Here is a 25,808-nt window from a genome sequence, read left to right as displayed (position 1 = left end):
CAACTTTGGGTTGAATTGACGACACTTAAAGTCTAATTTTGCGTAAGTCCTACAAAAGCAAGCTGAGGGCTTGACTGAGGCGATGCGGGCGGCAATTGAAGAATCGGAATTGGTTACTAAAAAGGACCTACAGATCGAACTGGCACTCATCAAGGCCGATCTTAACCTGCTCAAATGGATAATGGGGGCTCTGATCGCTATTGCTATCGCCAATTTCTCCAAGCAATTCTTATGAGTCGTGTAGGGCTGGAATAGGCATAACATCAACTCATCTCTTCAACTTAAGCAAAAATCAGCTTAACTGCTTGCGGGGCTTAACGGCAGAAGCTCAAGCAAAGTAGAGCAAGCTCACACTCCAATATTCGCATTGCCGTTAAATAACAGCTCAATTAAACTAGCCGTAACGGAGAATAATAATTAAACAAAGGGCGTGGGCCGGTCATTCCGGCACAAAGAACACGCGGCTTTTTATGGGGTTTGTATTTAAATTCAGTATATTAGGTTTGCGTATGTAATATTTTTCATAAGGTAGGCTGTCAAAGCACTATGTATAAGGAGAATAACCATGGCACAAAAAAAAGATTATTTAAAAGGTCAGTTCGGCAATAATGCTGTTTCCTCGATTATTCAGGGCATTGATCGCGACGTGGAGCGGGGTGAAGATGTTCTGATGTTGGGACTCGGCATCGTCATGTTATCTTCCACTTTTGCACCGGTAGCGCCGCCGAGCATTCTTCTGCCTTTAGTGGCGCTTACTTTTGCCCTTTCATCCGGTTTTGCACGGATGAATTATCACAACATGGAGCGAAAACTCCTGGAATCCATGGCTCAGCTTGAGGGGCATGAAAAAATCATCCTGCATCCGATTGCCGCTGTTTTTGCCGAGTATCCGATGCATTCTTTGGCGGAGTCGTTTAATCCTTTAAAAAACCTGAAACGAACATGGAAAAGTGCGTTGGGTGGAATCCTGATTAATCCGCTATGGATGCCCATTTTTTATGTGATGGGTATACAGATCATTGAAGAGAAAAATCTCGGTATTTTGAATCGGGCTATTATCGGTGTTGAACAAAAAATCTCTTCTTTGTCTTCTCTTGTTTAGCCGTAGTTGGATTGTCGGCGTCGATCTAATCTAGCGTAAAATGAGCTTTATAATATGCAGGAAGTCTTCGGGTTTAAAAAATTGTTAATGACCCAAACCGCATAATCTCGTAAAATTACCTCAGTTTTGTTTTTTTACAACGGGATGAGTCCTTAAGGGTTCATCCCGTTTTGCACATTTGAGGTGACGTGTTTGACTAGGTCTGCTTTATTGGTTCTGGAAGATGGAACGGTTTTTAACGGTGTAGCCATAGGTGCAGATGGATGTTCCGTGGGCGAGGTTGTTTTTAATACGGCTATGACCGGGTATCAGGAAATTTTGAGTGATCCTTCTTATGCCCGGCAAATTGTGACTTTAACTTATCCGCATATTGGCAATGTCGGGACGACTGACGAAGATAACGAATCTACCGGTGTTTTTGCCAGCGGTTTGGTGATACGGGATTTGCCGTTGCTGGCGAGTAACTGGCGTAGCGAAAAAACCTTGCAGCAATATTTGATTGATAATAACGTCGTCGCTATTGCCGATGTTGATACCCGGCAATTAACCCGTATTTTGCGCGACAAAGGTGCGCAACGCGGTTGTATTATGGCGGGTGAGTCGGTTGACCTGGATGCGGCAAAGAAAGCGATTGAAGTTTTTCCAGGATTGAAAGGGATGGATCTGGCTAAGGAAGTCACTGTCGACAAACCTTATGAGTGGACTGAAAATATCTGGCATTTGCAAAATGGACATACCCAAGCCGAAAATCTGACCAAGCATGTTGTGGCTTATGATTTTGGCATTAAACGTAATATTCTGAGGTTACTGGCTAATCGCGGTTGCCGTGTTACGGTTGTCCCTGCAACAACACCGGCTGAAACGGTATTGGCAATGAATCCTGACGGTGTTTTCCTGTCTAATGGTCCCGGCGATCCTGAGCCGTGTACTTATGCGATTGAAGCTATCAAAACGATTTTGGAAAAGAAAATACCTGTGTTCGGTATTTGTTTGGGACATCAATTATTGGCTTTAGCCAGCGGCGCAAAAACCGAGAAAATGAAATTCGGCCATCATGGCGCCAATCATCCGGTCCAGGAAATAGCCACCGGGCGGGTCATGATCAGTAGTCAGAATCACGGTTTTGCGGCTAATGAAGACAGTCTTCCCGATAATGTCGTAGCGACTTATCGTTCATTATTCGACGGCAGCCTGCAAGGTATCAAGCGGACCGATTGCCCAGCGATGAGTTTTCAAGGCCACCCCGAAGCAAGTCCGGGTCCTCATGATGTGGAATCTTTATTCGATGACTTCATCGAAATGATGGAACAAGCATCGTAGGATGGGCTAAACACCAACAGTAGGCGCTTTAGGCGACGTGCAGCCTATCAAACGCAAATGATGGGTTTCGTGCATCAAACCATCTACGACTCTTAAGTTGATGCTTATTGGGTTAGCGCAATCTGACAATCGTGCAGGCTGCGTTAACCGGTCCTACATAATTAACAGCAACATAATGGTAACGCATACAAAATGCCAAAAAGAACCGACATAAAATCGATTTTATTACTGGGTGCCGGCCCCATTGTTATTGGTCAAGCTTGCGAGTTTGATTATTCAGGTACGCAAGCCTGTAAAGCACTACGGGAAGAGGGTTATCGCGTTATTCTGGTCAATTCCAATCCGGCGACGATTATGACCGACCCTGATATGGCGGATGCGACTTATATCGAGCCTATCGACTGGCAAACCGTAGAAAAAATTATTGCAAAAGAACGTCCTGACGCGATATTGCCGACCATGGGCGGACAAACTGCGTTGAATTGCGCGCTGGATCTTGATGCCAACGGTGTTTTGGAAAAATACGGCGTCGAGATGATCGGCGCTACCAAAGAAGCGATTAATAAAGCCGAAGACCGTGAACTGTTCAATCAGGCAATGCGGAAAATCGGTTATGAAGTAGCAAAATCAAAAACCGCGCACTCTATGGAAGAGGCGCTGGCCGCACAGCAGGAAGTGGGCTATCCAACCGTTATCCGCCCTTCATTTACGATGGGCGGCAGCGGCGGCGGCATTGCTTATAACAAAGAAGAGTTTGTCGAAATCTGCGAGCGCGGCCTGTATTTGTCGCCAACCAACGAGTTATTGATTGAAGAATCGGTGCTGGGCTGGAAAGAATATGAAATGGAAGTGGTGCGGGATTCCAAAGACAACTGCATCATTGTCTGTTCTATTGAAAACTTCGACCCGATGGGCGTGCATACCGGTGATTCCATCACCGTAGCGCCGGCGCAAACTTTAACCGATAAGGAATATCAGATTCTGCGGAATGTCTCTTTGGCGGTGTTGCGTGAGATTGGCGTCGATACCGGCGGTTCCAACGTGCAGGTCGCCATTAACCCGAAAGACGGACGGATGATCGTTATCGAGATGAATCCGCGCGTATCGCGTTCGTCTGCTTTGGCATCCAAGGCAACCGGTTTTCCGATTGCTAAAGTGGCGGCAAAACTGGCGGTTGGTTACACGCTGGATGAATTGAAAAATGAGATTACCGGCGGCGCGACACCGGCATCGTTTGAGCCGACGATTGATTATGTCGTCACCAAGGTGCCGCGGTTTACCTTTGAAAAATTCCCGCAAGCGGACGACCGCTTGACCACTCAGATGAAGTCTGTCGGTGAAGTCATGGCTATCGGCCGTACTTTTCAAGAATCACTGCAAAAAGCCCTGCGCGGGTTGGAAATCGGCATCAGCGGTCTTGATGAAATTATTGATTTGAACCGGGAAGACGCTCGGGAAAAAATGCAGCGCGAAATGCGCCATCCGGGACCCGATCGTTTGCTATATGTTGCCGATGCCTTCCGTAGCGGCATGAGTCTGGAAGAAGTTCACGAAGCCAGTAAAATCGATCCCTGGTTTTTAGCGCAAATCGAAGATTTGGTTTTGACTGAAAAAACATTATCGACCAAAACCTTGTCGACTTTGAAAGCGGGTGAGCTTTATAAATTAAAGCGCAAAGGCTTTTCCGATCTTAGATTGGCCAAGTTACTGGATACGTCCGAGTCTGAAGTGCGCAATGTGCGGCATAAACAGAACATTCGTCCGGTTTATAAACGCATTGATTCCTGTGCTGCCGAGTTTTCATCGGACACTGCTTATTTGTATTCGACCTATGAGCAAGAATGTGAAGCGCGGGTTTCCGATAGGGAAAAAATCATTATTCTCGGTGGCGGGCCTAACCGTATCGGGCAGGGGATCGAGTTCGATTATTGCTGCGTACATGCCGCCTTGGCATTGCGTGAAGACGGCTATGAAACCATCATGATCAATTGCAATCCTGAAACGGTTTCTACCGATTTTGATACTTCAGACCGGTTGTATTTTGAGTCGTTAACGCTGGAAGATGTGCTGGAAATCGTTCATATTGAACAACCCAAAGGCGTGATTGTGCAATATGGCGGCCAAACGCCGTTGAAGTTGGCGCGTGCATTGGAAGCGGCGGGTGTGCCCATTATTGGTACATCGCCGGATTCGATTGATTTGGCTGAAGACCGTGAGCGTTTCCAAAAATTGCTGGAAAGACTGAATTTAAAGCAACCACCCAATGCAACGGCCCGTTCTGTCGAGCAGGCAATTAATGCGGCAAAAGAATTGGGTTACCCTTTAGTCGTTCGGCCTTCTTATGTTTTAGGCGGCCGGGCTATGGAAATCGTCTTCAATGAAGAGGGTTTACAGCGATATATGAAAGAAGCGGTCAGTGTTTCTAATGATTCACCGGTATTGCTGGATCGTTTTCTTGACGATGCGGTCGAAATGGATGTTGATGCCATTTATGACGGGGAGCAAGTGTTAATCGGTGGTTTGATGGAACATATCGAACAGGCGGGTGTGCACTCGGGAGACTCGGCGTGTTCGCTGCCCCCGTATGAATTAGCGCCGGAGCTTCAGGATAAATTGCGTGAGCAAGTGACCAAAATGGCGGAAGCTCTGGGTGTTGTTGGGTTGATGAATACTCAGTTTGCTATTCAGGGTGAAGATATTTACGTGCTTGAAGTTAATCCACGGGCTTCGCGTACCGCCCCTTTTGTATCCAAGGCAACCGGTTACCCGCTGGCTAAAATTGCGGCGCGTTGCATGGTTGGGCAAACTTTGGCTCAACAAGGCATTATCAAAGAGCGCATTCCTGATTATTATTCGGTTAAAGAAGCAGTGTTTCCGTTTGTTAAATTTCCAGGTGTCGACCCTTTATTGGGGCCTGAAATGAAATCAACCGGGGAAGTAATGGGTGTCGGTAAAACATTTGGCGAGGCTTTTGCCAAGTCTCAGCGTGCTGCCGGTGTCAACTTGAATCATAGCGGTAAAGTATTGATCAGTATCCGAGATGTGGATAAAGCCAAGGCGCCTGAGGTTGCCAAGATGCTGGTCGATAAAAAATATGAAATTGTTGCTACTGGGGGTACGGCAAAGTTTCTTAAAGATGCGGGTATTCCTTGCGAAGTGGTTTATAAGGTTAACGAAGGGCGGCCTAACACAGTCGACATGATTAAAAACGATCAGATTCAACTGATTATTAATACAACAGAAGGCACAAAAGCAATTTCAGACTCGTTTACTATGCGCCGAGAAGCTTTGCAACACCGCGTGACTTATTACACGACAATGGCTGGGGCAAAAGCAGCCTGCTACGCGTTGGGTGAATTGGATGCAGGTGATGTGAATTGCTTGCAGAACCTGCATAAAAGCCTGACTTAATAAAAAATACATTATGGGCGCGAATTTATTTGCGCCCATAGTTAAAGAAATTAGGAGTTTTAAAAATGAATAAAGTACCTCTCACTATTAAAGGTGCAGAAAAATTGCGTGCCGAGTTGGAAGAATTAAAGTCGGTTGTACGTCCTCGTATCATCGCATCAATTTCTACGGCTAGGGCGCACGGAGATTTGAAAGAAAACGCTGAATATCATGCTGCAAAAGAGCAACAAAGCTTTACTGAAGGACGTATTTCTGAGATCGAAGGCAAGCTCTCTAACGCGCAAATCATTGATGTCACCAAGGTAGATGCCAATGGCAAGGTGGTATTTGGCGCGACAGTGGAAATAGAAGATATTGAATCCGAGAGAAAGGTGACTTATCAGATTGTTGGTGAAGATGAGGCTAATATCAAGGAAGGGCGCATTTCAATCGGTTCACCAATTGCCAGGGCTTTGATCGGTAAAGAAGTTGAAGATGTTGTTACGGTTAAAGCGCCGGGCGGCAATGTCGAATATGAAATTATTTCGATTGAGTATGTTTAGGCGAAAGACAAAAGTCTAAAGGAAGTTTTTTCCTTGTGCTTTTCGTCTTGCGCCGTTGGTCTGGTTTATTTGTCAGGGTTTAATCTGTAAATAACTGCAATTTGTCCAATACTCTGAATGAACTCTGCCCCCGTGTCAGTGCAGATTTTTTCGCTGATCAGCTTACGATCTTCCCTTTCAGCGCGTATCCGCACTTTAATCAGTTCGTGGCTATCCAGTGCCAATTCAATCTCTGCCAGCACGGCGGCGGTAAGTCCTGATTGACCAATCATAATGACAGGCTTTAAGCTGTGTGCTTCGGCCCGGAATTTTTTCTTATCTGCAGAGTTCACTCTTTAATTCCTAAATCAAAATTCTAAATTTTACACTAAAATACAGTTATGGGACGAAGTAAAAGCAGTAGTCGTTGGATGCAGGAGCATTTCGATGACGAATACGTCAAAATGGCGCAAGCTCAGGGTTATCGTTCCCGTGCGGTTTTTAAATTGAAAGAAATTCAGGAGAAAGATCATCTTATTAAACCGGGGATGAATATTATCGATTTGGGCGCCGCTCCCGGTGGATGGTCTCAGTTTGCGCGGCAGATTATCGGAAAAAAAGACAAGATTATTGCTCTGGATATTTTAGAGATGGATCCGTTGGAGGGTGTTGATTTTATTCAAGGTGACTTTCGTGAACAAACCGTTCTGGATCAATTGTACGCCGTGCTTGACGGAGCTGCTATCAATTTGGTGATGTCGGATATGGCGCCGAATATGAGCGGCAATAAGGGCGTAGACCAGCCTCGGTCAATCTATTTGGGAGAATTGGCATTAGAAACGGCAAAGACTGTGTTGGCAAAAGACGGAATTTTTCTTGTTAAGCTATTTCATGGGGCAGGTTTCGAGGATTTTTTTAAGGAAGTGCAGCAATCTTTTGCAAAAGTGGTTATCAGAAAGCCAAAAGCGTCAAGACCGAGGAGTAATGAAGTTTATATTTTAGCTAAAGGCTTTAAATAATATTATATCGCCCTAATATTAATACAATAGAATGTGCCAAGTATGATGAAGTCGTATTTTTCATGTACAGGTGGCTCAGATAAATAACGACAGTCAGGACAGTTAACTCCTGATATAATTACTTAGTTTTTAAATCGAGAGCCGTTCAGGCCCAGGGTGTGTAAATTGAGCGATATGATGAAAAATATAATCCTATGGGTCGTCATTGCAGTTGTATTGATGTCCGTCTTTAATAATTTTGGCCCGCAAAATGATAGGGCTGATTCGTCGATGTCTTATTCGCAATTTATCGAATCAGTAAAAGCAGGCCAAGTTCAGCAGGTCATGATTGAAGACAATATCATCAAAGGCAAGATGCAGGGTGGTCAGATCTTTAAAACTTACGCACCTTCGGACCCTCATTTAGTGGACGATTTATTGGCGAACGGCGTCGAAATCAAGGCCGTTCCGCCTGAGCAGCCGTCTATGTTAATGCAATTGCTGGTTTCTTTCGGCCCGATGTTGTTGCTTATTGCTGTGTGGGTTTTCTTCATGCGGCAAATGCAAGGCGGTGGCGGTGGCGGTCGCGGTGCCATGAATTTCGGTAAAAGCAAAGCCCGAATGCTCGAAGAAGACCAGATTAAAGTAACTTTTGCCGATGTGGCAGGCTGCGATGAAGCCAAAGAAGAAGTTGTTGAAATGGTCGATTTTCTTAAAGATCCGGCAAAGTATCAGAAATTAGGCGGCAAAATTCCTCGTGGCGCATTAATGATTGGCCCTCCGGGAACAGGGAAAACATTGCTGGCCAGGGCTATTGCCGGCGAGGCCAAAGTGCCGTTCTTTACTATTTCCGGTTCGGATTTTGTTGAAATGTTTGTTGGTGTGGGCGCATCCCGTGTGCGTGATATGTTTGAGCAAGCTAAAAAGCATGCGCCCTGTATTATCTTTATCGATGAGATTGATGCAGTGGGCCGTCAACGTGGTGCCGGCTTAGGTGGTGGCAATGATGAGCGTGAACAAACATTAAACCAATTGCTGGTTGAAATGGATGGTTTTGAAGGTAATGAAGGTATTATTGTTATTGCCGCAACAAACCGCCCTGATGTGTTGGATAAGGCTTTATTGCGTCCAGGCCGGTTTGATCGCCAGGTAACGGTAGGCCTGCCGGATGTCAGGGGACGCGAGCAAATTCTTGCAGTCCATGTTAAGAAAGTGCCGATTGCTGATGATGTTGAAGTTAAGTACATAGCTCAAGGTACGCCGGGCTTTTCCGGGGCCGATTTGGCTAATTTAATTAATGAAGCCGCGTTATTCGCCGCCAGAATGAATAAGCGGGTAGTTAATATGTCGGATCTTGAAAAAGCCAAGGATAAATTGATCATGGGGGTTGAAAGGACTTCTATGGTCATGAATGAGAAAGAAAAGAAGATGACTGCTTATCATGAGGCAGGGCATGCGATTGTCGGTAAGCTGGTTCCTGAGCATGATCCTGTCTACAAGGTTAGTATTATGCCTAGAGGTCGTGCGCTGGGTATTACCATGTTTTTACCTGAGCGTGATCAGTATAGCGCCAGCAAGCAAAAATTGGACAGTATGATTTCCAGTTTATATGGTGGCCGTATTGCCGAGGAAGTAGTTTTTGGCCGGGAACAAGTAAGTACCGGTGCGTCCAATGATATTGAACGAGCCACTGAGCTGGCTAGAAACATGGTCACTAAATGGGGGTTTTCTCAGCGTTTGGGGCCATTATCTTATAGTGAAGAAGAAGGCGAAGTTTTTCTTGGGCGTTCGGTGACACAGCATAAAACAGTTGCCGAAGAGACTTCCCATACCATTGATGAAGAGATTCGCTCTTTTATTGACCGGAATTATGAGCGTGCCGAAACAATTCTTAAAGAAAATATAGATATTCTTCATTCTATGGCGGAGGCATTGATGAAGTATGAGACTATCGACAAATATCAAATTGACGATTTGATGGCTCGTAAGCCGGTCAGGACGCCTCAGGGCTGGGATGATAAGCCACCGTCTTCTCATGGTGATGTCATAACGGATGATGTTAAGAGCAAGGATGATATAAAAAATGAGAAATCAATTGGCGGGACTGCAGAGCAAAACTGAGGACTCGCTGAATTAACACTAAAAGGAGAGGCATAATGTCTCTCCTTTTTTGTATGTAATTTATTAAGCTCCTGCGGAACATCAAGCTGTTATCTTTAGTTTTTTACCTATTTTTAGACTTTAGAACTATGACAAGAAAATATTTTGGAACTGATGGCATTAGAGGCAAGGTTGGCGAGCATCCAATAACGGCAGATTTTTTCTTGAAGCTGGGTTGGGCTGCTGGACGAGTGTTTGCGAATGAGGGGCATGGCTTTGTTCTGGTTGGTAAAGATACGCGCATTTCAGGCTATATGTTCGAGTCTGCACTGGAGGCCGGATTGACTGCTGCTGGTGTGGATACTCGTTTGCTAGGCCCTATGCCGACGCCGGGTATTGCTTATTTAACCCGTACCTTAAGGGCTCAGGCAGGTATTGTTATTAGCGCTTCCCATAATCCTTATTATGACAACGGGATTAAGTTTTTTTCTGTACAGGGAACAAAATTACCCGATGAAATAGAGCAAAAAATAGAGGAGTACATTGATTCGCCGATGACAACCGTAGAGTCATCAAAATTGGGTAAGGCGAAACGGCTGGTTGACGCTCCCGGTCGTTATATTGAGTTTTGCAAGGCCAGTGTGCCGACTCGGCTTGATTTTAGTGGCATGAGGATCATAATCGATTGTGCTCATGGAGCGACTTACCATATAGCGCCGCATGTGTTTAGCGAGGTTGGTGCGGAAGTTGTTACGATAGGCGCTGAGCCGGACGGTCTTAATATTAATGATGAATGCGGCGCGACTAAGCCGGAAAAATTAGCTGCGACAGTTTTATCGTATCGTGCTGATTTGGGTATTGCCTTGGACGGTGATGGTGACCGGTTGGTGATGGTTGATCATAAAGGTGAAATTGTGGATGGCGATGAGCTTATTTATATTATTGCCAAAGCACGATTGGATATAGGGTTGATGTCAGGGCCTGTTGTAGGTACTTTGATGACAAATCTGGGTATGGAGCATGGCTTGAAGAAGTTGGGGCTCAATCTGCTGAGAGCTAATGTGGGCGACCGATACGTTATGGAGATGTTGACAGAGCACAAAGGGATTTTGGGTGGTGAAAATTCCGGGCATATTATTTGTCTGGATAGAACGACAACGGGTGATGGTATTATTGCGGCTTTGCAGATCATGGCGGAAATGCAAAGTAGTGGAAAAAATTTACATGAATTGAAATCCGGGATGCAAAAATATCCGCAAGTTCTGGTAAACGTCAAAATTGACAAGAAAATAAATCCGGATGAGGATGAGACTATACAGAAAGCGGTGAAAGCTATTGAAAAGAAGCTCGGAGATAAGGGGCGGGTATTGCTTAGGGCTTCGGGAACAGAGCCATTAATTCGAGTAATGGTAGAAGGTCAACAGGAAGATTTGGTTAAAAATTACGCGCATCAAATAGCCGATGATGTTAAGAAGGTAATGGGAGCTTGAATTGAAGGCTATTAATATATATCATAGACGGTTTGATTCTATGTGAGGAGTAGTGATGCGTCGGTCTCTAGTTTTAGGAAATTGGAAGATGAATGGAACTCTAGCCAGTGCTGAGTTGCTTGCAAAAGGTATTATTGCCGGGTTAGGGGGAAATAGTGCTGATATTGCGATATGTGTGCCTTACGTGCATGTGCCCAGAGTTAGTGAAATAATTAAAAATACCGGATTGGCATTGGGGGCTCAAAACGTTGCGGATAAATCTTCAGGCGCTTTTACCGGAGAGATTTCGGCGGCGATGCTAAGTGAATTTGATTGCAAATATGCTATTGTAGGACACTCTGAGAGACGCAGTTATTATGGCGATACTAATGAATCGGTAGCCGCCCGTTTTTGTCAGGCACAAGAACAAAACATTATTCCTGTTCTATGCGTAGGTGAGACGCTGGAACAACGGGAACAAGACCAGGCTTTTGCTGTTATTAATGCGCAGCTCGATGCTGTTATTGATTTGGCAGGTATAGCTGCTTTTAATGCGGCAGTAATTGCCTATGAGCCAGTTTGGGCTATCGGGACAGGAAAAACAGCGACTGATGAGCAAGCTCAAGAAGTTCATCATTATATAAGACAATATGTTGCTGCTAAAGACCAAGCTATTGCCGATAAAATACAAATTCTATACGGCGGTAGCGCTAAGCCGGATAATGCAAAAGGTTTATTTGCTATGCCGGATATTGACGGCGGTTTAATCGGTGGGGCTTCGTTGGATGCGGAATCCTTTTTAAAGATTTATCATTCAATTTAGAGTAATTTAAACTTCATTATGTATCAGGTAATTATTGTTGTTCATGTGTTGTTGGGTTTAGGTGTTGTTGGATTAGTATTAATGCAGCAAGGCAAAGGGGCTGATGCTGGAGCTGCTTTTGGTACTGGATCTTCAGGATCTGTTTTTGGAGCTCAGGGTGCGGCATCTTTCTTGTCTCGAGCTACAGCAATTCTGGCAACTTTGTTTTTTATGACCAGCTTGGGGCTTGCAGTATTAAACAGTAAGCAGGGCGCAGCTTACGATTTAATGAATGCTCCCAAGGTTGAACAGGATACCCTTGGTATTCCTGATGTGAATGGTGCAAAAGGAGTGGGTAACGCTTCACCCAGCACTGATCTGAAGTCTGAAGAAGTACCAGTTGCCACTCCGGCAGTTTCCGGGGCTGAGCGGGCAGTTGAAAAAAAGTAATAAATATTGTTTAAGATACAAATAAATACGCTATAAAAAATAATTAAAATAGTGTGTATTAAATAGTATGTTTACAATCATGTTTTAGCCGATGTGGTGAAATTGGTAGACACGCCATCTTGAGGGGGTGGTGACGAAAGTTGTGCCGGTTCAAATCCGGCCATCGGCACCAAATATACCCTGCTAGGGGTTTTCTCTAGTGGGGTGTTTTTTTGTTTGCTACAATGAAAATGCAGAAATAAGTTTCTAGATTAGAAGTGCGATACAGAAAAATAATTAGGCTATACTTAGCTAATTAAATGTAGGGCGCTGTATATTCGTACGGGGTTTTGCTTTGAAAATTAGAGATTAATGGAGAAAACAATGGCAAGTATTCTTGCAGTTGACGATTCAGCTTCAATGAGAAAAATGGTTTCATTTACTTTAAGAGCTGCTGGATACGATGTCGAAGAAGCAGTCGATGGGGTTGATGCTTTAGAAAAAGCGCAAGCTAGGAAATTTGATTGTGTGGTAACTGATGTCAATATGCCAAATAAAGACGGGATCACTTTAATTAGAGATTTACGAGCACTTCCAGATTATAAATTTATTCCCATGCTGATGCTGACGACAGAGTCAGGAATTGAAAAAAAGCAAGAAGGTAAAGCGGCTGGTGCAACGGGATGGATGGTTAAGCCTTTTAATCCTGATCAATTATTAAAAACATTACTAAAAGTTTTAGGTTAATTGATGCTATCGCGCCTAAGTGTGTTAATCGCATGCAGGAAAAGTCTCTGCTTATTAATATATTTCAGTTCCATGCGGCCTTATTCCGAATGTTTATAATGAATGGTTTAGGTGTTTATCCAGACAAGGATCAACAAAGAAAGTTTTCGGGTTAATCTTGTTTAAATGAATTTAGGCGCACACAGGTAAGTCTATGTCTATTGATATGTCACAGTTCCATCAGGTCTTTTTTGAAGAATGTTTCGAAGGGCTGGAAGCAATGGAGTCAGGGTTATTAACTCTCGATATGGGGGATATTGATTCAGAAATAATCAATACCATTTTTAGGGGGGCTCATTCGATAAAAGGCGGCAGTGGAACTTTTGGGTTTACCGTTGTTGCTGAATACACCCATATTATGGAAACCCTGCTTGATGAGATGAGAGATGGGAGGAGAAAAGTAACTCAATCGGCAGTAGATGTTTTACTTGGATCTGTTGATTGTCTTAGAGAGATGTTGACTGCAATACAGAATGAACACGATGTTAATAATGTAAGTGTAGCAAAGCATAAAACAGCTTTGGAATGCGTGCTTAATGGTGGATCTAAGGCAGAAGAATCTGTATTTTCAGTTGAAAAGGAATTAGTGGCTGAAGAAGTTTCTGTCAATGACGTTGCTGATATTGATAAAGAATCCGTTGAATCAGAAGAACAGGGCTGGAAAATAGCTTTTTGCCCCTATTTGGATTTGCTTAAAACCGGCAATGACCCGGTAAGACTGTTTCGAGAATTGAATGAATTAGGTGAATTAACAACCACTGTTAATGTTCAGGATGTTCCTGGTTTTTATGAGTTAGATCCAGAAGAATGCAATCTTTCTTGGGATTTAAAGGTCGTGGGTGATATTTCCGGCGATGAGATCAGGGAAATATTTAATTGGGTTGAAGGCGACTGCGAAATGGAGATTCAGCCACTTGCCAAAGCCGTAAAACCAGCCCCCATCATAAAAAACATCAGCCCTGAGCCTGCACCAAAAACCATTCCAGATAATCCCCCTCCCAAACCCGTTGAGGTCAAACCTAAGCAGGTTCCAGAAGTTAAAAAACCTGATCCTCAAGATTCTGATAATGAAGCAACAAAAACTACGGCAAAAGCCAGTTCGATTCGGGTAGATACTGACAAAATTGATACTTTAATCAATATGGTTGGTGAAGTTGTGATTACCCAATCCATGTTGGGTTTAGTTGGTGAAAACTTTAGCATGGACAAAGTGGGGCAGCTTAAAAGAGGACTTGCCCAATTAGAACGGCATACTCGAGATCTGCAACAAAGTGTCATGAATATCCGGATGCTGCCTATTAGTTTCGTTTTTAGCCGTTTTCCACGTTTAGTACATGATATCAGCAGTAAATTAGATAAAAAAATTGTACTGAAACTTGTCGGAGAAAATACTGAAGTTGATAAAGCCGTTGTTGAGCTGATCAATGATCCATTAGTTCATCTAATCCGGAATAGTCTGGATCACGGTATAGAAATGCCTGCTGACAGAGTTGCCGCAGGTAAGCCCGAAACAGGAACCATAGAGCTGAAGGCTTATCACCGTGGCGGTCACATTGTTATAGAAATTATTGATGATGGTCGAGGATTAGATAAAGATAAACTTCTATCAAAAGCTATAGAAAAAGGGTTAGTTGAGGAAAATAATCTTCTTACCGAAAAACAGATATTTGAACTCATTTTTATGCCGGGTTTTTCTACAGCTGAGCAGATCACTGATATTTCCGGTCGTGGTGTTGGGATGGATGTTGTAAGAAGAAATATCCAATCATTAGGCGGCAATATAGAGATTGTTTCAGAATTGGGTAAGGGGACAACCATCGCGATCCATTTGCCATTAACGTTGGCAATTCTTGACGGTCAATCCGTCGCCGTGGGTGATGAGACCTACATTGTGCCGCTAGTTTCTATTATTGAATCAATTAACATTACAGAAAGAATGCTCAATAAAGTTGCAGGTAAAGGAGAAACTTTTCGCCTACGCAATGAATATTTGCCCGTTATTAGAATGCGCAGAATTTTTAATGTTCATTCGGGCAATCCGACGAAATCGAAAGAGGGTGTTCTTGTGGTTGTTGAGGGGCAGGGTGAGCTGTGTTGTTTACTCGTAGATGAGCTATTGGGTCAACAACAGGTTGTTATTAAGTCACTGGAAGCAAATTACCGGCGGGTGGAAGGCGTTTCAGGTGCAACTATTTTGGGTGATGGTTCTGTTGCTTTGATTCTTGATGTTCCAGGTTTGGTGCGTTTTTCAATTCGATAATACAAAATACAAAAGCAGATATGGCACAAGAAGCTGAAAATAAAGATACTGACCAATATCACTATAATAAAAACTTGGATAACGCCGTGCAATATCTGAGTTTTGCCTTAGGCAAAGAGGAATATGGGGTTGATATACTTCGAGTGCAGGAAATACGAAGTTGGGAGCCTGTTTCTAGAATACCGAATGTTCCCTGCTATGAAAAAGGTGTTGTTAATTTACGCGGTTCTATTGTGCCGATTCTCGATTTGAGAGAAAGGTTTAATTTAAGTAAAGCCGAATACACACCGTTGACGGTAGTTGTCGTGTTGCAAACCGGTGACAGTAACAAGACACGCATAATGGGAGTTGTTGTTGACTCAGTTTCTGATGTAATTAGTGTAGATAAAACTGAAATTCAAAATGCTCCGGATTTTGGAACCAAAGTAAGTAACGAGTTTATTAACGGGTTGGTATCGGTTAACGAACGTATGGTAATGTTGCTTGATGTGGATAAGTTACTGAAACTGGAAGAGCTCGATCAGGATGAAAATTAATGATTTTCAAGTGCCCATGTGGGTAAATATATGAGGCATGGTTTGAGAGGTAAGGTAACGTGAAAATTAATATGCCGGTAACTAATAATGAAGTCATTCTGAAAAAAGGCACAATCCTAGTTTCAAGAACTGATTTGAAAGGGCGCATTACCTACGTCAATGATGCGTTTATTGAAGTCAGCGGTTTTAGCCGTGATGAGTTGGTCGGCGCTTCGCATAATATTGTCCGTCATCCTGACATGCCCGAGGAAGCTTTCGAAGACTTATGGCTATCCTTAAAAAAGTTAAGACCCTGGCAAGGGTTGGTGAAAAACAGATGTAAAAACGGCGATTATTACTGGGTATCGGCAAATGCCATGCCTTTATTTAAAGATGGAAAAGTCCATGAGTACCTTTCTGTTCGACATCCTCTAAAGCGCGAGGCTGATAGTGACTTACTTCAATCTACTGAATTGTTGTACAAGAAGCTCAGTGCTGGCGAAGCAAAATTAAGGCCGACTGGTTTAGCTGCACTGTTTAAATCCATTAGCGAAATCGCTATAGCGAAAAAGAATGCTTTTGTAATGTTTACTTTCTTAGTGCCTATCTTGTTCCTGATGTATCGATTGTTCTTGACGCAGGAATACGGCTTGCTAACGGGGGTTGCTTTGTTAGCCATTATGGCGTCAGCAGTCAGTATCAATACGACCCAACTAATAACCAAAACGCTGGAAAATGCCATCACTGTTTGTTACCGACTAAGCTGTGGAGGTTTCGGGTCTAGACAGGATTTGAGTCGAGAAGATCAGTTGGGTGATTTCTTGCGCGGCTTATATACTATGGAAGTCAAATTGGGCGTAGATTTGTCCGATGTTAAGCAAGAGAGTGCGAAATCCAAAAGGCTTACTCAGGCCTTGGATAATGTTCGCGCGGGTGTCATGGTCGCGGATAAGAATTTTGAAGTTATTTATATGAACGATAGTATTCGAGAAATGTTCAAGGTGGCTGAAAGTGATATTCGTAAGCAGTTACCTGATTTTTCTGCTGATAAATTGATGGGTTCCAATATTGATGTCTATCACAAGAATCCTGCTTTTCAACGAGGCCTATTAGAAAAACTACAAGGCTCATACAAGGCGGAACTGGTTATTGCAGGTCGACATATGAATATTACAGCAAGTCCCGTTAATAGCGATGCTGGCGAACGTATTGGTTATGTTGCTGAATGGCAAGATAGAACCCATGAGGTTTTAATTGAGCAAGAAATTGATCAATTGGTGCAAGGTGTTAAGGTCGGCGATTTGAGTACCCGCATAAAATTAAATGACAAACAAGGATTTACTAAGGCGCTGTCTGCCGGTATCAATGAATTGACGGATGTTATTGAAAGTGTGTTTATTGACGTTAACACAGTAATGGAAAATATGGCTGAAGGCGATTTAACCACAGCGATTACTAATGAATATCAAGGCGTTTACGCTGAATGCAAAAATAATATTAATAGCACCTTGGCGAAGCTCAGTGAATTTATAATTCAAATTAGAGATGCGGCTGATTTTATAGATAGCTCATCACAAGAAATGGCCAGTGGTAATAACAACCTGTCACATCGCGCCGAGCAACAGGCCGCCAGTCTTGAAGAAACGGCTGCGAGTATGGAAGAGCTGGCCAGTACTGTTAAAAATAATGCGCAGAATACGGTTCAAGCGACTGAAGTGGTTAATTCAGCCAGCCAACTAGCTCAAAAAGGGGGCGGGGTAGTTAAGTCAGCCATTATTGCAATGCAGGAAATTAATGAGAGCAGTAATAAAATTGCCGAGATTATTGGTGTAATTGATGAAATTGCATTCCAAACTAATCTATTGGCATTAAACGCATCTGTAGAGGCTGCCAGAGCGGGAGAGCAAGGGCGTGGATTTTCAGTTGTTGCAACAGAGGTTCGTAATCTGGCTCAACGAAGTGCGACTGCCGCGCAGCAAAGTAATGAACTAATCCAGAATAGTGTGCAAAAAGTTCGTGCCGGAACGGCATTTGTTAATGAAACTGGTGCAGCGCTAACTGAAATTGTCGATAGCGTTGCAAAAGTGGGCGATATCGTTGCACATATTGCCAGTGCCAGCTCAGAGCAGTCAGCGGGTATTGAGCAAGTCAATTTAGCTGTTTCGCAAATGGACGATATTACTCAGCAAAATGCGGCTTTGGCAGAGCAGGCCGCTGCCGGTAGTATTGCTATGAGTGAGCAGTCTACTAATATGACCCAACTGCTCAGCTTCTTTAGGGTCAATTCAAAGGGCGCTTCTGCAACAGCCAGATCGGTTGTGCGTAGTAAGGCACCTATAGCAATAGCAAAGAAAACTGTACCCCACTCAGTTTCATCGCCAGGTAAGCCTAAAAGCGATAGTAACGACGAATGGGAAGAGTTTTAATATGTTTAAAGCTGAAAACTATACAACCGACAGGAAGCTATAACAATGTCAACAGATGTGCAGTCGAATAATGGTCGGGTAGAGCAATTTCTTACCTTTCAACTTGCAGGTGAAGCGTATGGCGTTGAGATTTTGAAAGTACAAGAGATTCGTGGTTGGGAAGCTGTTCGCGTGATACCAAATACGCCTGCTTTTGTTAAAGGTGTATTGAATTTACGCGGATCTGTCGTGCCAATCATAGATTTACGGGAACGGTTTTCTCTGGAGCATTTCGATTACTCTCCAAAAACCGTAGTGATTGTACTCTGCGTTGAACATGGTGCAAACCAGTTTGTAATGGGCATAGTGGCTGATGCGGTTTCTGATGTATTGGATATTAATTTGGAAGACATCAAAAAAGCCCCAAACTTCGGCTCAAAAATTGATACGCGATACATGCGAGGTATGCATGTGTATAAGAAAAAAATGATTATGCTCTTAGACGTTGATAAATTGCTCAATCCCGATGAGGTTGAGGGTATTGAAAGTTTGGTGTGACAGGTGAGAATTGTTGCAATTATTAATCAGAAAGGTGGTGTTGGAAAGACGACGACGACTGCAAACTTATGTCATGCGATTGCAGAATCGGGCTTAAAAGTTACAGTTATCGATCTTGATCCACAAGGTCATTTAGCGGTTTCTTTAGGTATTACAGCTCAGAATATTAGCGGTATCGATGAAGCTATGCTGAAAAAGAAAAAAGTTCATCAGCAGCTTATTCCCGTCAGGGATAATCTGCAATTAATTACATCAGGATCAAAACTTAAGGATATTGAGCACTTAACCGGTAATAATTCACCTCGCGGTGTTTTATTAAAAGATGCTTTGCATGGCAACCTTAATGATCAGGACTTTATTTTTATTGATTGTCCACCCTCTTCAGGGCTATTGGTTGCGAATGCATTGATTGCAGCCGACGAGATTTTAATTCCTATGACCAGTGATTTTCTTGCTTTGCAAGGGCTATCTCATCTAATGGGTACGATTAAGAGATTTGAAAAGGCTTTGAAACGGAAATATAAAACATTACTGGTGATGTCGCGATACTCGCCGAATAGAAGAATATCAAGTCAGGTATTAAATGTTTTACTTACGCATTTCCCTGAGCAAATATTAGCAACAGTCGTGAGAGAAACGGCATTGCTTGCAGAATGTCCCAGCTTTGGTAAAACAATTTTAGAATATAGTCCGAAAAGTCGTTCGGCAAGGGATTTTCGTAGCCTTGCTCATGATTTTCTTGAAAGCAAGGTGATGTATGGCAACAAGTGAAGAAAATAGTTTAATCGGATATGATCCTTTAGCCTGGATGGATGGCGATAATGATAAAAATGAAGATCATTTTATAACGGATGATTTAATAGAGAATGCCGATGAAACTTCAATTTTAGATATAACTGAGGATGAATTAGTAATAGATAAGGTTGAGGATGAAAGCTTTAGTGATAGCGCTTTAATAGAAGAAATAGCTGATGCCTCTATGGATGTAAGAGGTATAGTAACTGAAGAAGCGGTTGCCGAGGATTTGGAATTAGAAAGTTCACTAATTGATTTAGATGCTACGCTAGCTATTCAGAATGTTGTCAAGTTACACGAAAAGCTAAAGAATTTATTGGCCATCCATGATGAAATCGAAATAAATGCATCTGACGTATCATCAATAGATACAGCTACTTTGCAGTTACTTGTTTCATTGAAAAAAGATGCGGTTAAGCTGCAAAAGAAAGTAACCATTATTTATCCATCCCCTCGATTTGTTGAATCTGCCCAGTTGCTGGGTTTACTGGACGTACTCGACGTTCATGAAGCGTAATTTTTGACGGAAGGGAAGTAGTTTAAAAATGGCCATTGTTGAGAAAGTTCGCGAATTTAAATTCACTGCGGATGACTTTAATTTTTTAAGAAAACTGTCCAATGAGCATTCAGGTATCCAGGTGCCTGATGAAAGATTTGATATGTTTTATTCCAGGCTGTCCAAGCGGGTAAGAAAACTTGGACTCGCGGATTTTAAGGAGTATTGTCAATATCTTAAAGATTATCCGGATAGCGAGTTTACCGAATTTATCAATGCCATAACAACGAATTTAACTGCCTTTTTTAGGGAAATGCATCATTTTGATTATGTCCGGGATGTCGTTATTCCAGAAATATTAATCAGGAATAAAGCCACTCGACAAATCAGGGTGTGGTCAGCCGGTTGCTCTACTGGTGAAGAACCTTACTCTTTAGCGATTACCTTGTTGGAAAATGTACCTGCTGATTGGGATATTAAAATTTTAGCAACTGATTTGGATACTAATGTTTTACAAACAGCATCAGAGGGCATCTATACCGAAGATCGCGTCAGTGATTTACCAGAAGATGTACTTAAGCGGTGGTTTATGCGAGGTAAATCATCACAGTCTGGTCAAGTAAAAGTAAGGTCACAATTACAACAAATTATTCAATTTAAAAAATTAAATTTGATGCAAGAGTGGCCGATGAAGTGCCGTTTTGATTTTATTTTTTGTCGCAACGTTCTTATTTATTTTGATCGTGAAACAAAGACATCGCTCGCTCGAAGATATGCTCAAATGTTGTCTAGCAAGTCATGGTTATTTATAGGGCATTCAGAATCATTAAATCAGCTTTCAAATGAATTCGAGTTGGTTGCATGTACCAGTTACAGGAAAAATTCATAGATACTAATGAGTACTAGCAATGATATTGGTCTACCCTCCATTGACGGTTTTGATCACATTAACCGATATGTGGATAAAGAGCGTGGAGTGATTGCCGCAAAGATTTTGCCCGGTGAATATTATGTAACTCATGACGATGAATTGATTACAACCGTATTAGGGTCTTGTATATCGGCATGTATAAGGGACAAGGTGTCAGGTTTAGGTGGAATGAATCATTTTATGTTGCCGGAAACCACTGCCGATAAGCTCAAGCAAGGCAATGAAGCGGTTGTAGGCAATGCAACTCGTTATGGAAATTATGCCATGGAACATTTAATTAATACTATTTTGATAAATGGCGGAAAAAGAAAAAACTTGGAAGTTAAAGTATTTGGTGGCGGTAAAATCATTCCCACCTTGACTGATGTTGGCCTCAAAAATATTGACTTCATCTTAGAATATATTGATACGGAAGGTTTATCCTTAATATCTCAGGATTTAGGCGATATTTATCCAAGAAAAATAATTTATTTTCCTCGAACAGGGAAGGTCGGGATGAAAAAAATTGACCATTTACATAATGATACAATTGTAAAAAGAGAGCGGCAGTATTTTAACAATATTAAAAATGCACCTGTTGAAGGCGATGTTGAACTTTTTTAAGAGCATACAATGAACAAGATACGTGTATTGATTATTGATGATTCATTGTTAATCCGAAAGGTACTGACTGAAATTCTAAATTCGTCTCCAGATATTGAGGTAGTTGGTGCCGCAGAAGATCCTCTTATTGCCAGAGAAATGATCAAAGAATTAAACCCGGATGTATTAACTTTGGATATTGAAATGCCGCGCATGGATGGGATAACTTTTTTACGTAATTTGATGCGATTAAGGCCAATGCCCGTTGTGATGATTTCAGCGCTTACAGAAAGTAACGCGGAAGTTACTTTAACTGCTCTGGAGTTGGGGGCAGTAGACTTTATAGCTAAGCCGACAATGGATGTAGAAAATGCATTATTGAATGACTATGCTGAAGACATAATTGCTAAGGTAAAAGTAGCGTCACAGGCTAATATTAGAAGACTTGAATGATGAAGTTTAAAATCAGAGGCTTTGAAGTAGCGCTGGATATTACACGAGAAAGATGTGTGATTGCCAGGGTGAAAGAACTTCATGAGTTTCAATAATAATGTAATAGCTTAAAGTAAAGCGGTAGTAATCAATATTAAAATGCACCTATTGATGGGTGGCGATGGGCTTCTTTTAGAGTGAGTTTATGGGTAAGATACGCGTATTGATCATTGATGATTCAGCATTAATCAGAAAAATACTGACTGAAGTTTTAAGTTCGTCACCCGACATTGAAGTAGTCGGTGCTGCAGCAGATCCTCTTATTGCTAGAGAAATGATTAAACAATTAAATCCGGATGTATTGACGCTGGATATTGAAATGCCGCACATGGACGGGATAACCTTCTTAAGTAACTTGATGCGCTTAAGGCCAACTCCGGTTGTGATGATCTCCACACTTACTGAACATGGCGCAGAGGCTACTTTAAATGCTCTGGCACTCGGTGCGGTAGATTTTATTGCCAAACCCAAAGTTGATGTTGTTAATACTTTGAATGAGTACGCTGAGGAGATTATTTCCAAAGTCATCGTTGCGGCGCAAGCTAAAGTAGGGAATGATCACAACAGAGTGATTAAATCCAGACACCCTGTAACAACTGTTTCTGAGGTTTCTGAAAAACATCCCGTTGATGTTATTCTGAAAGCTGCGCCGGTAAAAACACACATTAGCCCCACCAATAAAATAATTGTTTTAGGCGCCTCAACAGGTGGAACAGAAGCGATTAAAACCGTGGTTAAAGGATTCCCGGCAGATAGCCCTCCTATTTTAATAACACAACATTTACCCGCTGCATTTAGTGAATCGTTTGTTCGGCATATCGACCTTGCAACAGAAATGTCAGCTTGTATTCCCAAGCATGGTCAGATAGTTGAATCGGGTAATATCTATCTTTCACCTGGAGATATGCACATGCTGGTGATTAGAGAAGGGAGTAAATATATTATTCATTTGAGCGATGGACTGCCTGTTAATCGCCATAAACCAGCTGTTGATGTACTGTTTCGTTCCGCCGCTCAATGTGCGGGCGCTAATGCCATTGGTGTGTTGTTAACGGGTATGGGGGCTGATGGAGCAATGGGCATGAAAGAAATGCATGATGCAGGTGCTAAAACAGTTATTCAGGATGAGCAATCCAGTGTAGTTTGGGGTATGCCGGGTGCAGCATTCAAATTGGGATGCACGGACTATGTAGTACCGTTAGAAGAAGTTTCGCATAAAGTTTTAAGCTTGGTTAAACCTGGCAGTGCTGGCAAGGCTCTTTAATATTGTCTTATCAGCCTTTTGGATGTAGTTGGCAGCATTTTTTATATGGATTACTCCTAAGAACTTACCATCATAGGATAGGTAACGTATTGTGCCAGATGCAGAGTTTTAAAAATGTTACTTTTCACGCTGTGTAATTAAATATGACTAATCAGACTAAATCACAATTTATTGCAGTTGCTTCAATTACCTCGGAGTTAAGTGCAGTCATGGTAGTGGCTAAGGAAATATCATTAGCAGCGGCCAATGCCAAGGCTATTGCATTTAGGGCTGGGGATAAAGCGAAAGGATTTCAACCGATTACCGATTTCATTAATGAATTGGCTAAAGAAACAATTGAGTTAGTTACTAATATTAATATATATGCATTGGTGTTATATCGATTAACTGTTGATGAATTTCAAAAATCGACTGCTTACAATAAATTTGAGTTGGCGGCAAAAATGGCTGAAGATGCCGTCTATGCTAAATCGATGCAGGAGCCTCTGGATCATGCAAGGCTTTCAATGCAAGATTGCCAGAGACAGTTTAAACGAGATGTCTCGCAGCTGTTAGGACAACTTGAGGCAGTGATGCATCATGCGCGTGCCGCTCGGGTTATTGCTGCAAACTCAAGAATTGAAGCATCACAAGCGGGTGAGTATTTGCAGAGTCTGCAGGCAGTTGCTGAAAGTGTGGATAAAGCTGCACACACCATTCATGATAATGTGCAACGTTGCAGAATCGCATTATCCATTTACCGCAATAGCTGAATAGCTGCTAACCCACAAAGGCATTGTTTTTTATGAAAACGACCAAGATATACGAAGGATCGCACCAATGGATTATGTTTGGAAGGGATGAGGGCAAACCCAATAACGTAATCGATACCAACCAATATGTAGTGCGCACGGCTAACCGCTGTCTGCTTCTGGATCCAGGTGGTGCTGAGTTGTTTGCTCCGATGATGGCAGCTGTATTACATCACGCCCCTGTAGATCAAATAACGGATTTGTTTGCTTCGCATCAAGATCCTGATGTGATTTCATCACTAGGACTATGGGATCAGGCTTTAACAAATGCCAAGCTCCATGCGCCAGCTATTTGGGAAGGTTTTTTGCGGCATTACAGCTGTGAATCAATAGAATACGTGGCTATTCCGGATAATGGCGGAACTATTAAATTAGATTCAGTGGAATTACAAATTATTCCTGCACATTATTTACATTCATCCGGAAATTTTCATGTTTATGATCCTCAAGCCAAAATTCTGATGTCAGGCGATGTAGGGGGAGCTATTGAGGGGCCTGATACTCCTGTATTTGTGGATAATTTTGCCGCACATGTTGAAAAAATGCGTTATTGGCATCAACGATGGATGCCGTCAAATCAGGCAAAAAGAGTCTGGATTGAACGGGTAAGAAATCTTGATATTGATATTTTGGCTCCACAGCATGGACGAATGTTCAAAGGTGATGATGTCAAACGGTTTTTAGACTGGTTTGACGCTTTACAGGTAGGTATTGCTGTTTAATCAATTTGAAGCGTGACCAGTTTATTTGAAAAGGAAACGATATTCGGCACCTTTATTATTGGATTTTATTGACGTTTCTAATTTTATATTGAGGATTGGTTACGGTATAAATTCGATTTTTTGATTTAATCAAATATTGATGAATTTTTAAAAAGGTGTTAATTAGCACCTTTTTTGCTGTTATCTAAAATAAGTTTTCGAATCAAGAGTGTCATTAACTGGATATAATAGATAATATTACCTATTATGACACAGATCATCACAGTTCAGAGTTGTAGCTGGCTTTTTTAGACGAACGGCTTCGCATCTTATCCTTTTATCATTCCATATCTTTTTGGAAAGGAATCCACAAAATTCCAATCATATAAAACCATTCAGTAATAAATGAGCAGGATGCTATCAACACGTTTTGATTGATTTGCAGTATATAGGATTAAAAACGAAGACACTGAGCAGGTTGGCGGTTAAACAGTTCATGGACTTATTGATATTGTTTATGCACAGATTGATCTTGGTAAAATAAATGCCGAATCCCGGCTTGAGGTAATCGTTGGTCATTAAAGGGCTTTATTAATAAGCTATTGATTGTTATTGTAAATAATATTTTTGTATAAAAATACTACAATTTAACAAGGACGCAGGCTTTATCGAATCTGAACGTTGTTATTGATAGCTTATGCACAAAGTTATACACAGGAATTGTGGAAAAGATTGTAGATGCTTGATTGTTGAATTTGAATGCTGAAGTTAGCAGAAAATACAACAAAGAGAGCTTGCTTTCTTATAGTTAAAGGTTTTTTAAAATAAGATCAGTAATGGCACAAAACCCAAACAATTGTAGTGGTCAAATAAAAACAAACGCTCTGATAGGGCTGAGTTGAATAAATTACCCGAGCAAAATAATGCTCAAGTCATCCCATGTTCGTTTCTTAATGACTGATGTTACGCAGTCCGTAACTTCTGCAATTCTTCATAAGCCATCTGGTTCGCCTTTATGAACAGCTTAGTTGTTTAGTCCCATATTTAACTGGTATAAACTATCTTGAACTCAAGGAGCAA

Annotated in this window: 24 protein-coding genes and 1 tRNA gene; 24 read left to right on the top strand and 1 reads right to left on the bottom strand. The window is 42.0% G+C overall.

Going from position 1 to position 25,808, the window contains the following annotated elements:
- Positions 1–70 precede the first annotated feature (70 nt).
- From V7051_RS21825 to greA, 5 genes are all read left to right on the top strand, one after another.
- Complete coding sequence (locus V7051_RS21825) at positions 71–235, top strand: hypothetical protein (protein WP_333878605.1); 165 nt, start codon at positions 71–73, stop codon at positions 233–235.
- A 330-nt stretch (positions 236–565) separates the two neighbouring features.
- Positions 566–1,102, top strand: a complete 537-nt coding sequence (locus V7051_RS21820; RefSeq protein ID WP_333878607.1) for a hypothetical protein — start codon at positions 566–568, stop codon at positions 1,100–1,102.
- 192 nt (positions 1,103–1,294) lie between these two features.
- Entirely contained in the window at positions 1,295–2,422 is a 1,128-nt protein-coding gene (gene carA / locus V7051_RS21815; RefSeq protein ID WP_333878609.1) for a glutamine-hydrolyzing carbamoyl-phosphate synthase small subunit, read from the top strand.
- Positions 2,423–2,614: 192 nt separating this feature from the next.
- Positions 2,615–5,833: a carbamoyl-phosphate synthase large subunit gene (gene carB, locus V7051_RS21810; RefSeq protein ID WP_333878610.1), complete on the top strand. Its 3,219-nt coding sequence runs from the start codon at positions 2,615–2,617 to the stop codon at positions 5,831–5,833.
- Between the two features lie 65 nt (positions 5,834–5,898).
- Positions 5,899–6,375 (top strand): transcription elongation factor GreA, encoded by a 477-nt coding sequence (gene greA, locus V7051_RS21805; protein WP_333878612.1) that lies wholly within the window; start codon positions 5,899–5,901, stop codon positions 6,373–6,375.
- 65 nt (positions 6,376–6,440) lie between these two features.
- Here the strand turns inward: greA and yhbY are convergent, their stop codons facing one another.
- A complete protein-coding gene (yhbY, locus tag V7051_RS21800; RefSeq protein WP_333878614.1) occupies positions 6,441–6,707 on the bottom strand; it encodes a ribosome assembly RNA-binding protein YhbY in 267 nt (88 codons plus the stop codon).
- A 48-nt stretch (positions 6,708–6,755) separates the two neighbouring features.
- On the opposite strand from yhbY, the gene rlmE reads away from it, so the two are divergent.
- The 19 genes from rlmE (at position 6,756) to V7051_RS21705 (ending at position 24,749) form a co-directional block, all read left to right on the top strand.
- Positions 6,756–7,373, top strand: coding sequence for a 23S rRNA (uridine(2552)-2'-O)-methyltransferase RlmE (rlmE, locus tag V7051_RS21795; RefSeq protein ID WP_333878616.1), 618 nt, complete (start codon positions 6,756–6,758; stop codon positions 7,371–7,373).
- 174 nt (positions 7,374–7,547) lie between these two features.
- A complete protein-coding gene (ftsH, locus tag V7051_RS21790) occupies positions 7,548–9,473 on the top strand; it encodes an ATP-dependent zinc metalloprotease FtsH (protein ID WP_333878618.1) in 1,926 nt (641 codons plus the stop codon).
- 128 nt (positions 9,474–9,601) lie between these two features.
- On the top strand, positions 9,602–10,942 hold the full coding sequence (gene glmM / locus V7051_RS21785) for a phosphoglucosamine mutase (protein ID WP_333878619.1): 1,341 nt from the start codon (positions 9,602–9,604) through the stop codon (positions 10,940–10,942).
- A 55-nt stretch (positions 10,943–10,997) separates the two neighbouring features.
- Positions 10,998–11,744 (top strand): triose-phosphate isomerase, encoded by a 747-nt coding sequence (gene tpiA, locus V7051_RS21780; protein ID WP_333878620.1) that lies wholly within the window; start codon positions 10,998–11,000, stop codon positions 11,742–11,744.
- Between the two features lie 18 nt (positions 11,745–11,762).
- Complete coding sequence (gene secG / locus V7051_RS21775; RefSeq protein ID WP_442919690.1) at positions 11,763–12,173, top strand: preprotein translocase subunit SecG; 411 nt, start codon at positions 11,763–11,765, stop codon at positions 12,171–12,173.
- 87 nt (positions 12,174–12,260) lie between these two features.
- Positions 12,261–12,345: transfer RNA gene (locus V7051_RS21770), tRNA-Leu, on the top strand.
- 191 nt (positions 12,346–12,536) lie between these two features.
- Positions 12,537–12,899, top strand: coding sequence for a response regulator (locus tag V7051_RS21765; RefSeq protein ID WP_006892323.1), 363 nt, complete (start codon positions 12,537–12,539; stop codon positions 12,897–12,899).
- A 193-nt stretch (positions 12,900–13,092) separates the two neighbouring features.
- The gene (locus tag V7051_RS21760) at positions 13,093–15,198 is read left to right on the top strand and encodes a chemotaxis protein CheA (RefSeq protein ID WP_333878623.1); all 2,106 of its coding nucleotides are present in this window, start codon (positions 13,093–13,095) and stop codon (positions 15,196–15,198) included.
- Between the two features lie 20 nt (positions 15,199–15,218).
- Complete coding sequence (locus V7051_RS21755) at positions 15,219–15,734, top strand: chemotaxis protein CheW (RefSeq protein ID WP_333878624.1); 516 nt, start codon at positions 15,219–15,221, stop codon at positions 15,732–15,734.
- Between the two features lie 59 nt (positions 15,735–15,793).
- Entirely contained in the window at positions 15,794–18,139 is a 2,346-nt protein-coding gene (locus tag V7051_RS21750; RefSeq protein WP_333878625.1) for a methyl-accepting chemotaxis protein, read from the top strand.
- 45 nt (positions 18,140–18,184) lie between these two features.
- Positions 18,185–18,676, top strand: coding sequence for a chemotaxis protein CheW (locus V7051_RS21745; RefSeq protein ID WP_333878626.1), 492 nt, complete (start codon positions 18,185–18,187; stop codon positions 18,674–18,676).
- A gap of 3 nt (positions 18,677–18,679) precedes the next feature.
- A complete protein-coding gene (locus V7051_RS21740; RefSeq protein ID WP_333878627.1) occupies positions 18,680–19,447 on the top strand; it encodes a ParA family protein in 768 nt (255 codons plus the stop codon).
- Positions 19,434–19,988: an STAS domain-containing protein gene (locus tag V7051_RS21735; RefSeq protein ID WP_333878628.1), complete on the top strand. Its 555-nt coding sequence runs from the start codon at positions 19,434–19,436 to the stop codon at positions 19,986–19,988. Before V7051_RS21740 ends, V7051_RS21735 begins: the two co-directional genes overlap by 14 nt.
- A 28-nt stretch (positions 19,989–20,016) precedes the next feature.
- Positions 20,017–20,856 carry a CheR family methyltransferase gene (locus tag V7051_RS21730; protein WP_333878630.1) on the top strand — a complete coding sequence of 280 codons (840 nt, stop codon included), beginning with the start codon at positions 20,017–20,019 and terminating at the stop codon, positions 20,854–20,856.
- A 6-nt stretch (positions 20,857–20,862) separates the two neighbouring features.
- Positions 20,863–21,501 carry a chemoreceptor glutamine deamidase CheD gene (gene cheD, locus V7051_RS21725; RefSeq protein ID WP_333878632.1) on the top strand — a complete coding sequence of 213 codons (639 nt, stop codon included), beginning with the start codon at positions 20,863–20,865 and terminating at the stop codon, positions 21,499–21,501.
- Positions 21,502–21,510: 9 nt separating this feature from the next.
- Positions 21,511–21,933 carry a response regulator gene (locus V7051_RS21720; RefSeq protein WP_333878634.1) on the top strand — a complete coding sequence of 141 codons (423 nt, stop codon included), beginning with the start codon at positions 21,511–21,513 and terminating at the stop codon, positions 21,931–21,933.
- Positions 21,934–22,117: 184 nt separating this feature from the next.
- A complete protein-coding gene (locus V7051_RS21715; RefSeq protein ID WP_333878636.1) occupies positions 22,118–23,236 on the top strand; it encodes a protein-glutamate methylesterase/protein-glutamine glutaminase in 1,119 nt (372 codons plus the stop codon).
- Between the two features lie 143 nt (positions 23,237–23,379).
- A complete protein-coding gene (locus V7051_RS21710; RefSeq protein ID WP_333878637.1) occupies positions 23,380–23,988 on the top strand; it encodes a chemotaxis protein in 609 nt (202 codons plus the stop codon).
- Between the two features lie 32 nt (positions 23,989–24,020).
- The gene (locus tag V7051_RS21705; RefSeq protein ID WP_333878640.1) at positions 24,021–24,749 is read left to right on the top strand and encodes an MBL fold metallo-hydrolase; all 729 of its coding nucleotides are present in this window, start codon (positions 24,021–24,023) and stop codon (positions 24,747–24,749) included.
- Positions 24,750–25,808: the final 1,059 nt, after the last annotated feature.

It is taken from the genome of Methylobacter sp. (genome assembly GCF_036845245.1).
Taxonomy (GTDB): domain Bacteria; phylum Pseudomonadota; class Gammaproteobacteria; order Methylococcales; family Methylomonadaceae; genus Methylobacter_A.
This window is presented reverse-complemented; position numbering and strand designations above follow the sequence as displayed.

Excerpts from the sequence above, each read along its gene's own strand:
- ftsH (WP_333878618.1), top strand. The coding sequence starts at position 7,548 with ATGATGAAAAATATAATCCTATGGGTCGTCATTGCAGTTGTATTGATG.
- glmM (WP_333878619.1), top strand. The coding sequence starts at position 9,602 with ATGACAAGAAAATATTTTGGAACTGATGGCATTAGAGGCAAGGTTGGC.
- V7051_RS21735 (WP_333878628.1), top strand. The coding sequence starts at position 19,434 with ATGGCAACAAGTGAAGAAAATAGTTTAATCGGATATGATCCTTTAGCC.
- V7051_RS21755 (WP_333878624.1), top strand. The coding sequence starts at position 15,219 with ATGGCACAAGAAGCTGAAAATAAAGATACTGACCAATATCACTATAAT.
- tpiA (WP_333878620.1), top strand. The coding sequence starts at position 10,998 with ATGCGTCGGTCTCTAGTTTTAGGAAATTGGAAGATGAATGGAACTCTA.
- V7051_RS21760 (WP_333878623.1), top strand. The coding sequence starts at position 13,093 with ATGTCTATTGATATGTCACAGTTCCATCAGGTCTTTTTTGAAGAATGT.
- V7051_RS21705 (WP_333878640.1), top strand. The coding sequence starts at position 24,021 with ATGAAAACGACCAAGATATACGAAGGATCGCACCAATGGATTATGTTT.
- rlmE (WP_333878616.1), top strand. The coding sequence starts at position 6,756 with ATGGGACGAAGTAAAAGCAGTAGTCGTTGGATGCAGGAGCATTTCGAT.
- greA (WP_333878612.1), top strand. The coding sequence starts at position 5,899 with ATGAATAAAGTACCTCTCACTATTAAAGGTGCAGAAAAATTGCGTGCC.
- V7051_RS21720 (WP_333878634.1), top strand. The coding sequence starts at position 21,511 with ATGAACAAGATACGTGTATTGATTATTGATGATTCATTGTTAATCCGA.
- V7051_RS21745 (WP_333878626.1), top strand. The coding sequence starts at position 18,185 with ATGTCAACAGATGTGCAGTCGAATAATGGTCGGGTAGAGCAATTTCTT.
- V7051_RS21765 (WP_006892323.1), top strand. The coding sequence starts at position 12,537 with ATGGCAAGTATTCTTGCAGTTGACGATTCAGCTTCAATGAGAAAAATG.
- V7051_RS21715 (WP_333878636.1), top strand. The coding sequence starts at position 22,118 with ATGGGTAAGATACGCGTATTGATCATTGATGATTCAGCATTAATCAGA.
- cheD (WP_333878632.1), top strand. The coding sequence starts at position 20,863 with ATGAGTACTAGCAATGATATTGGTCTACCCTCCATTGACGGTTTTGAT.
- V7051_RS21730 (WP_333878630.1), top strand. The coding sequence starts at position 20,017 with ATGGCCATTGTTGAGAAAGTTCGCGAATTTAAATTCACTGCGGATGAC.
- V7051_RS21820 (WP_333878607.1), top strand. The coding sequence starts at position 566 with ATGGCACAAAAAAAAGATTATTTAAAAGGTCAGTTCGGCAATAATGCT.
- V7051_RS21710 (WP_333878637.1), top strand. The coding sequence starts at position 23,380 with ATGACTAATCAGACTAAATCACAATTTATTGCAGTTGCTTCAATTACC.
- carB (WP_333878610.1), top strand. The coding sequence starts at position 2,615 with ATGCCAAAAAGAACCGACATAAAATCGATTTTATTACTGGGTGCCGGC.
- secG (WP_442919690.1), top strand. The coding sequence starts at position 11,763 with ATGTATCAGGTAATTATTGTTGTTCATGTGTTGTTGGGTTTAGGTGTT.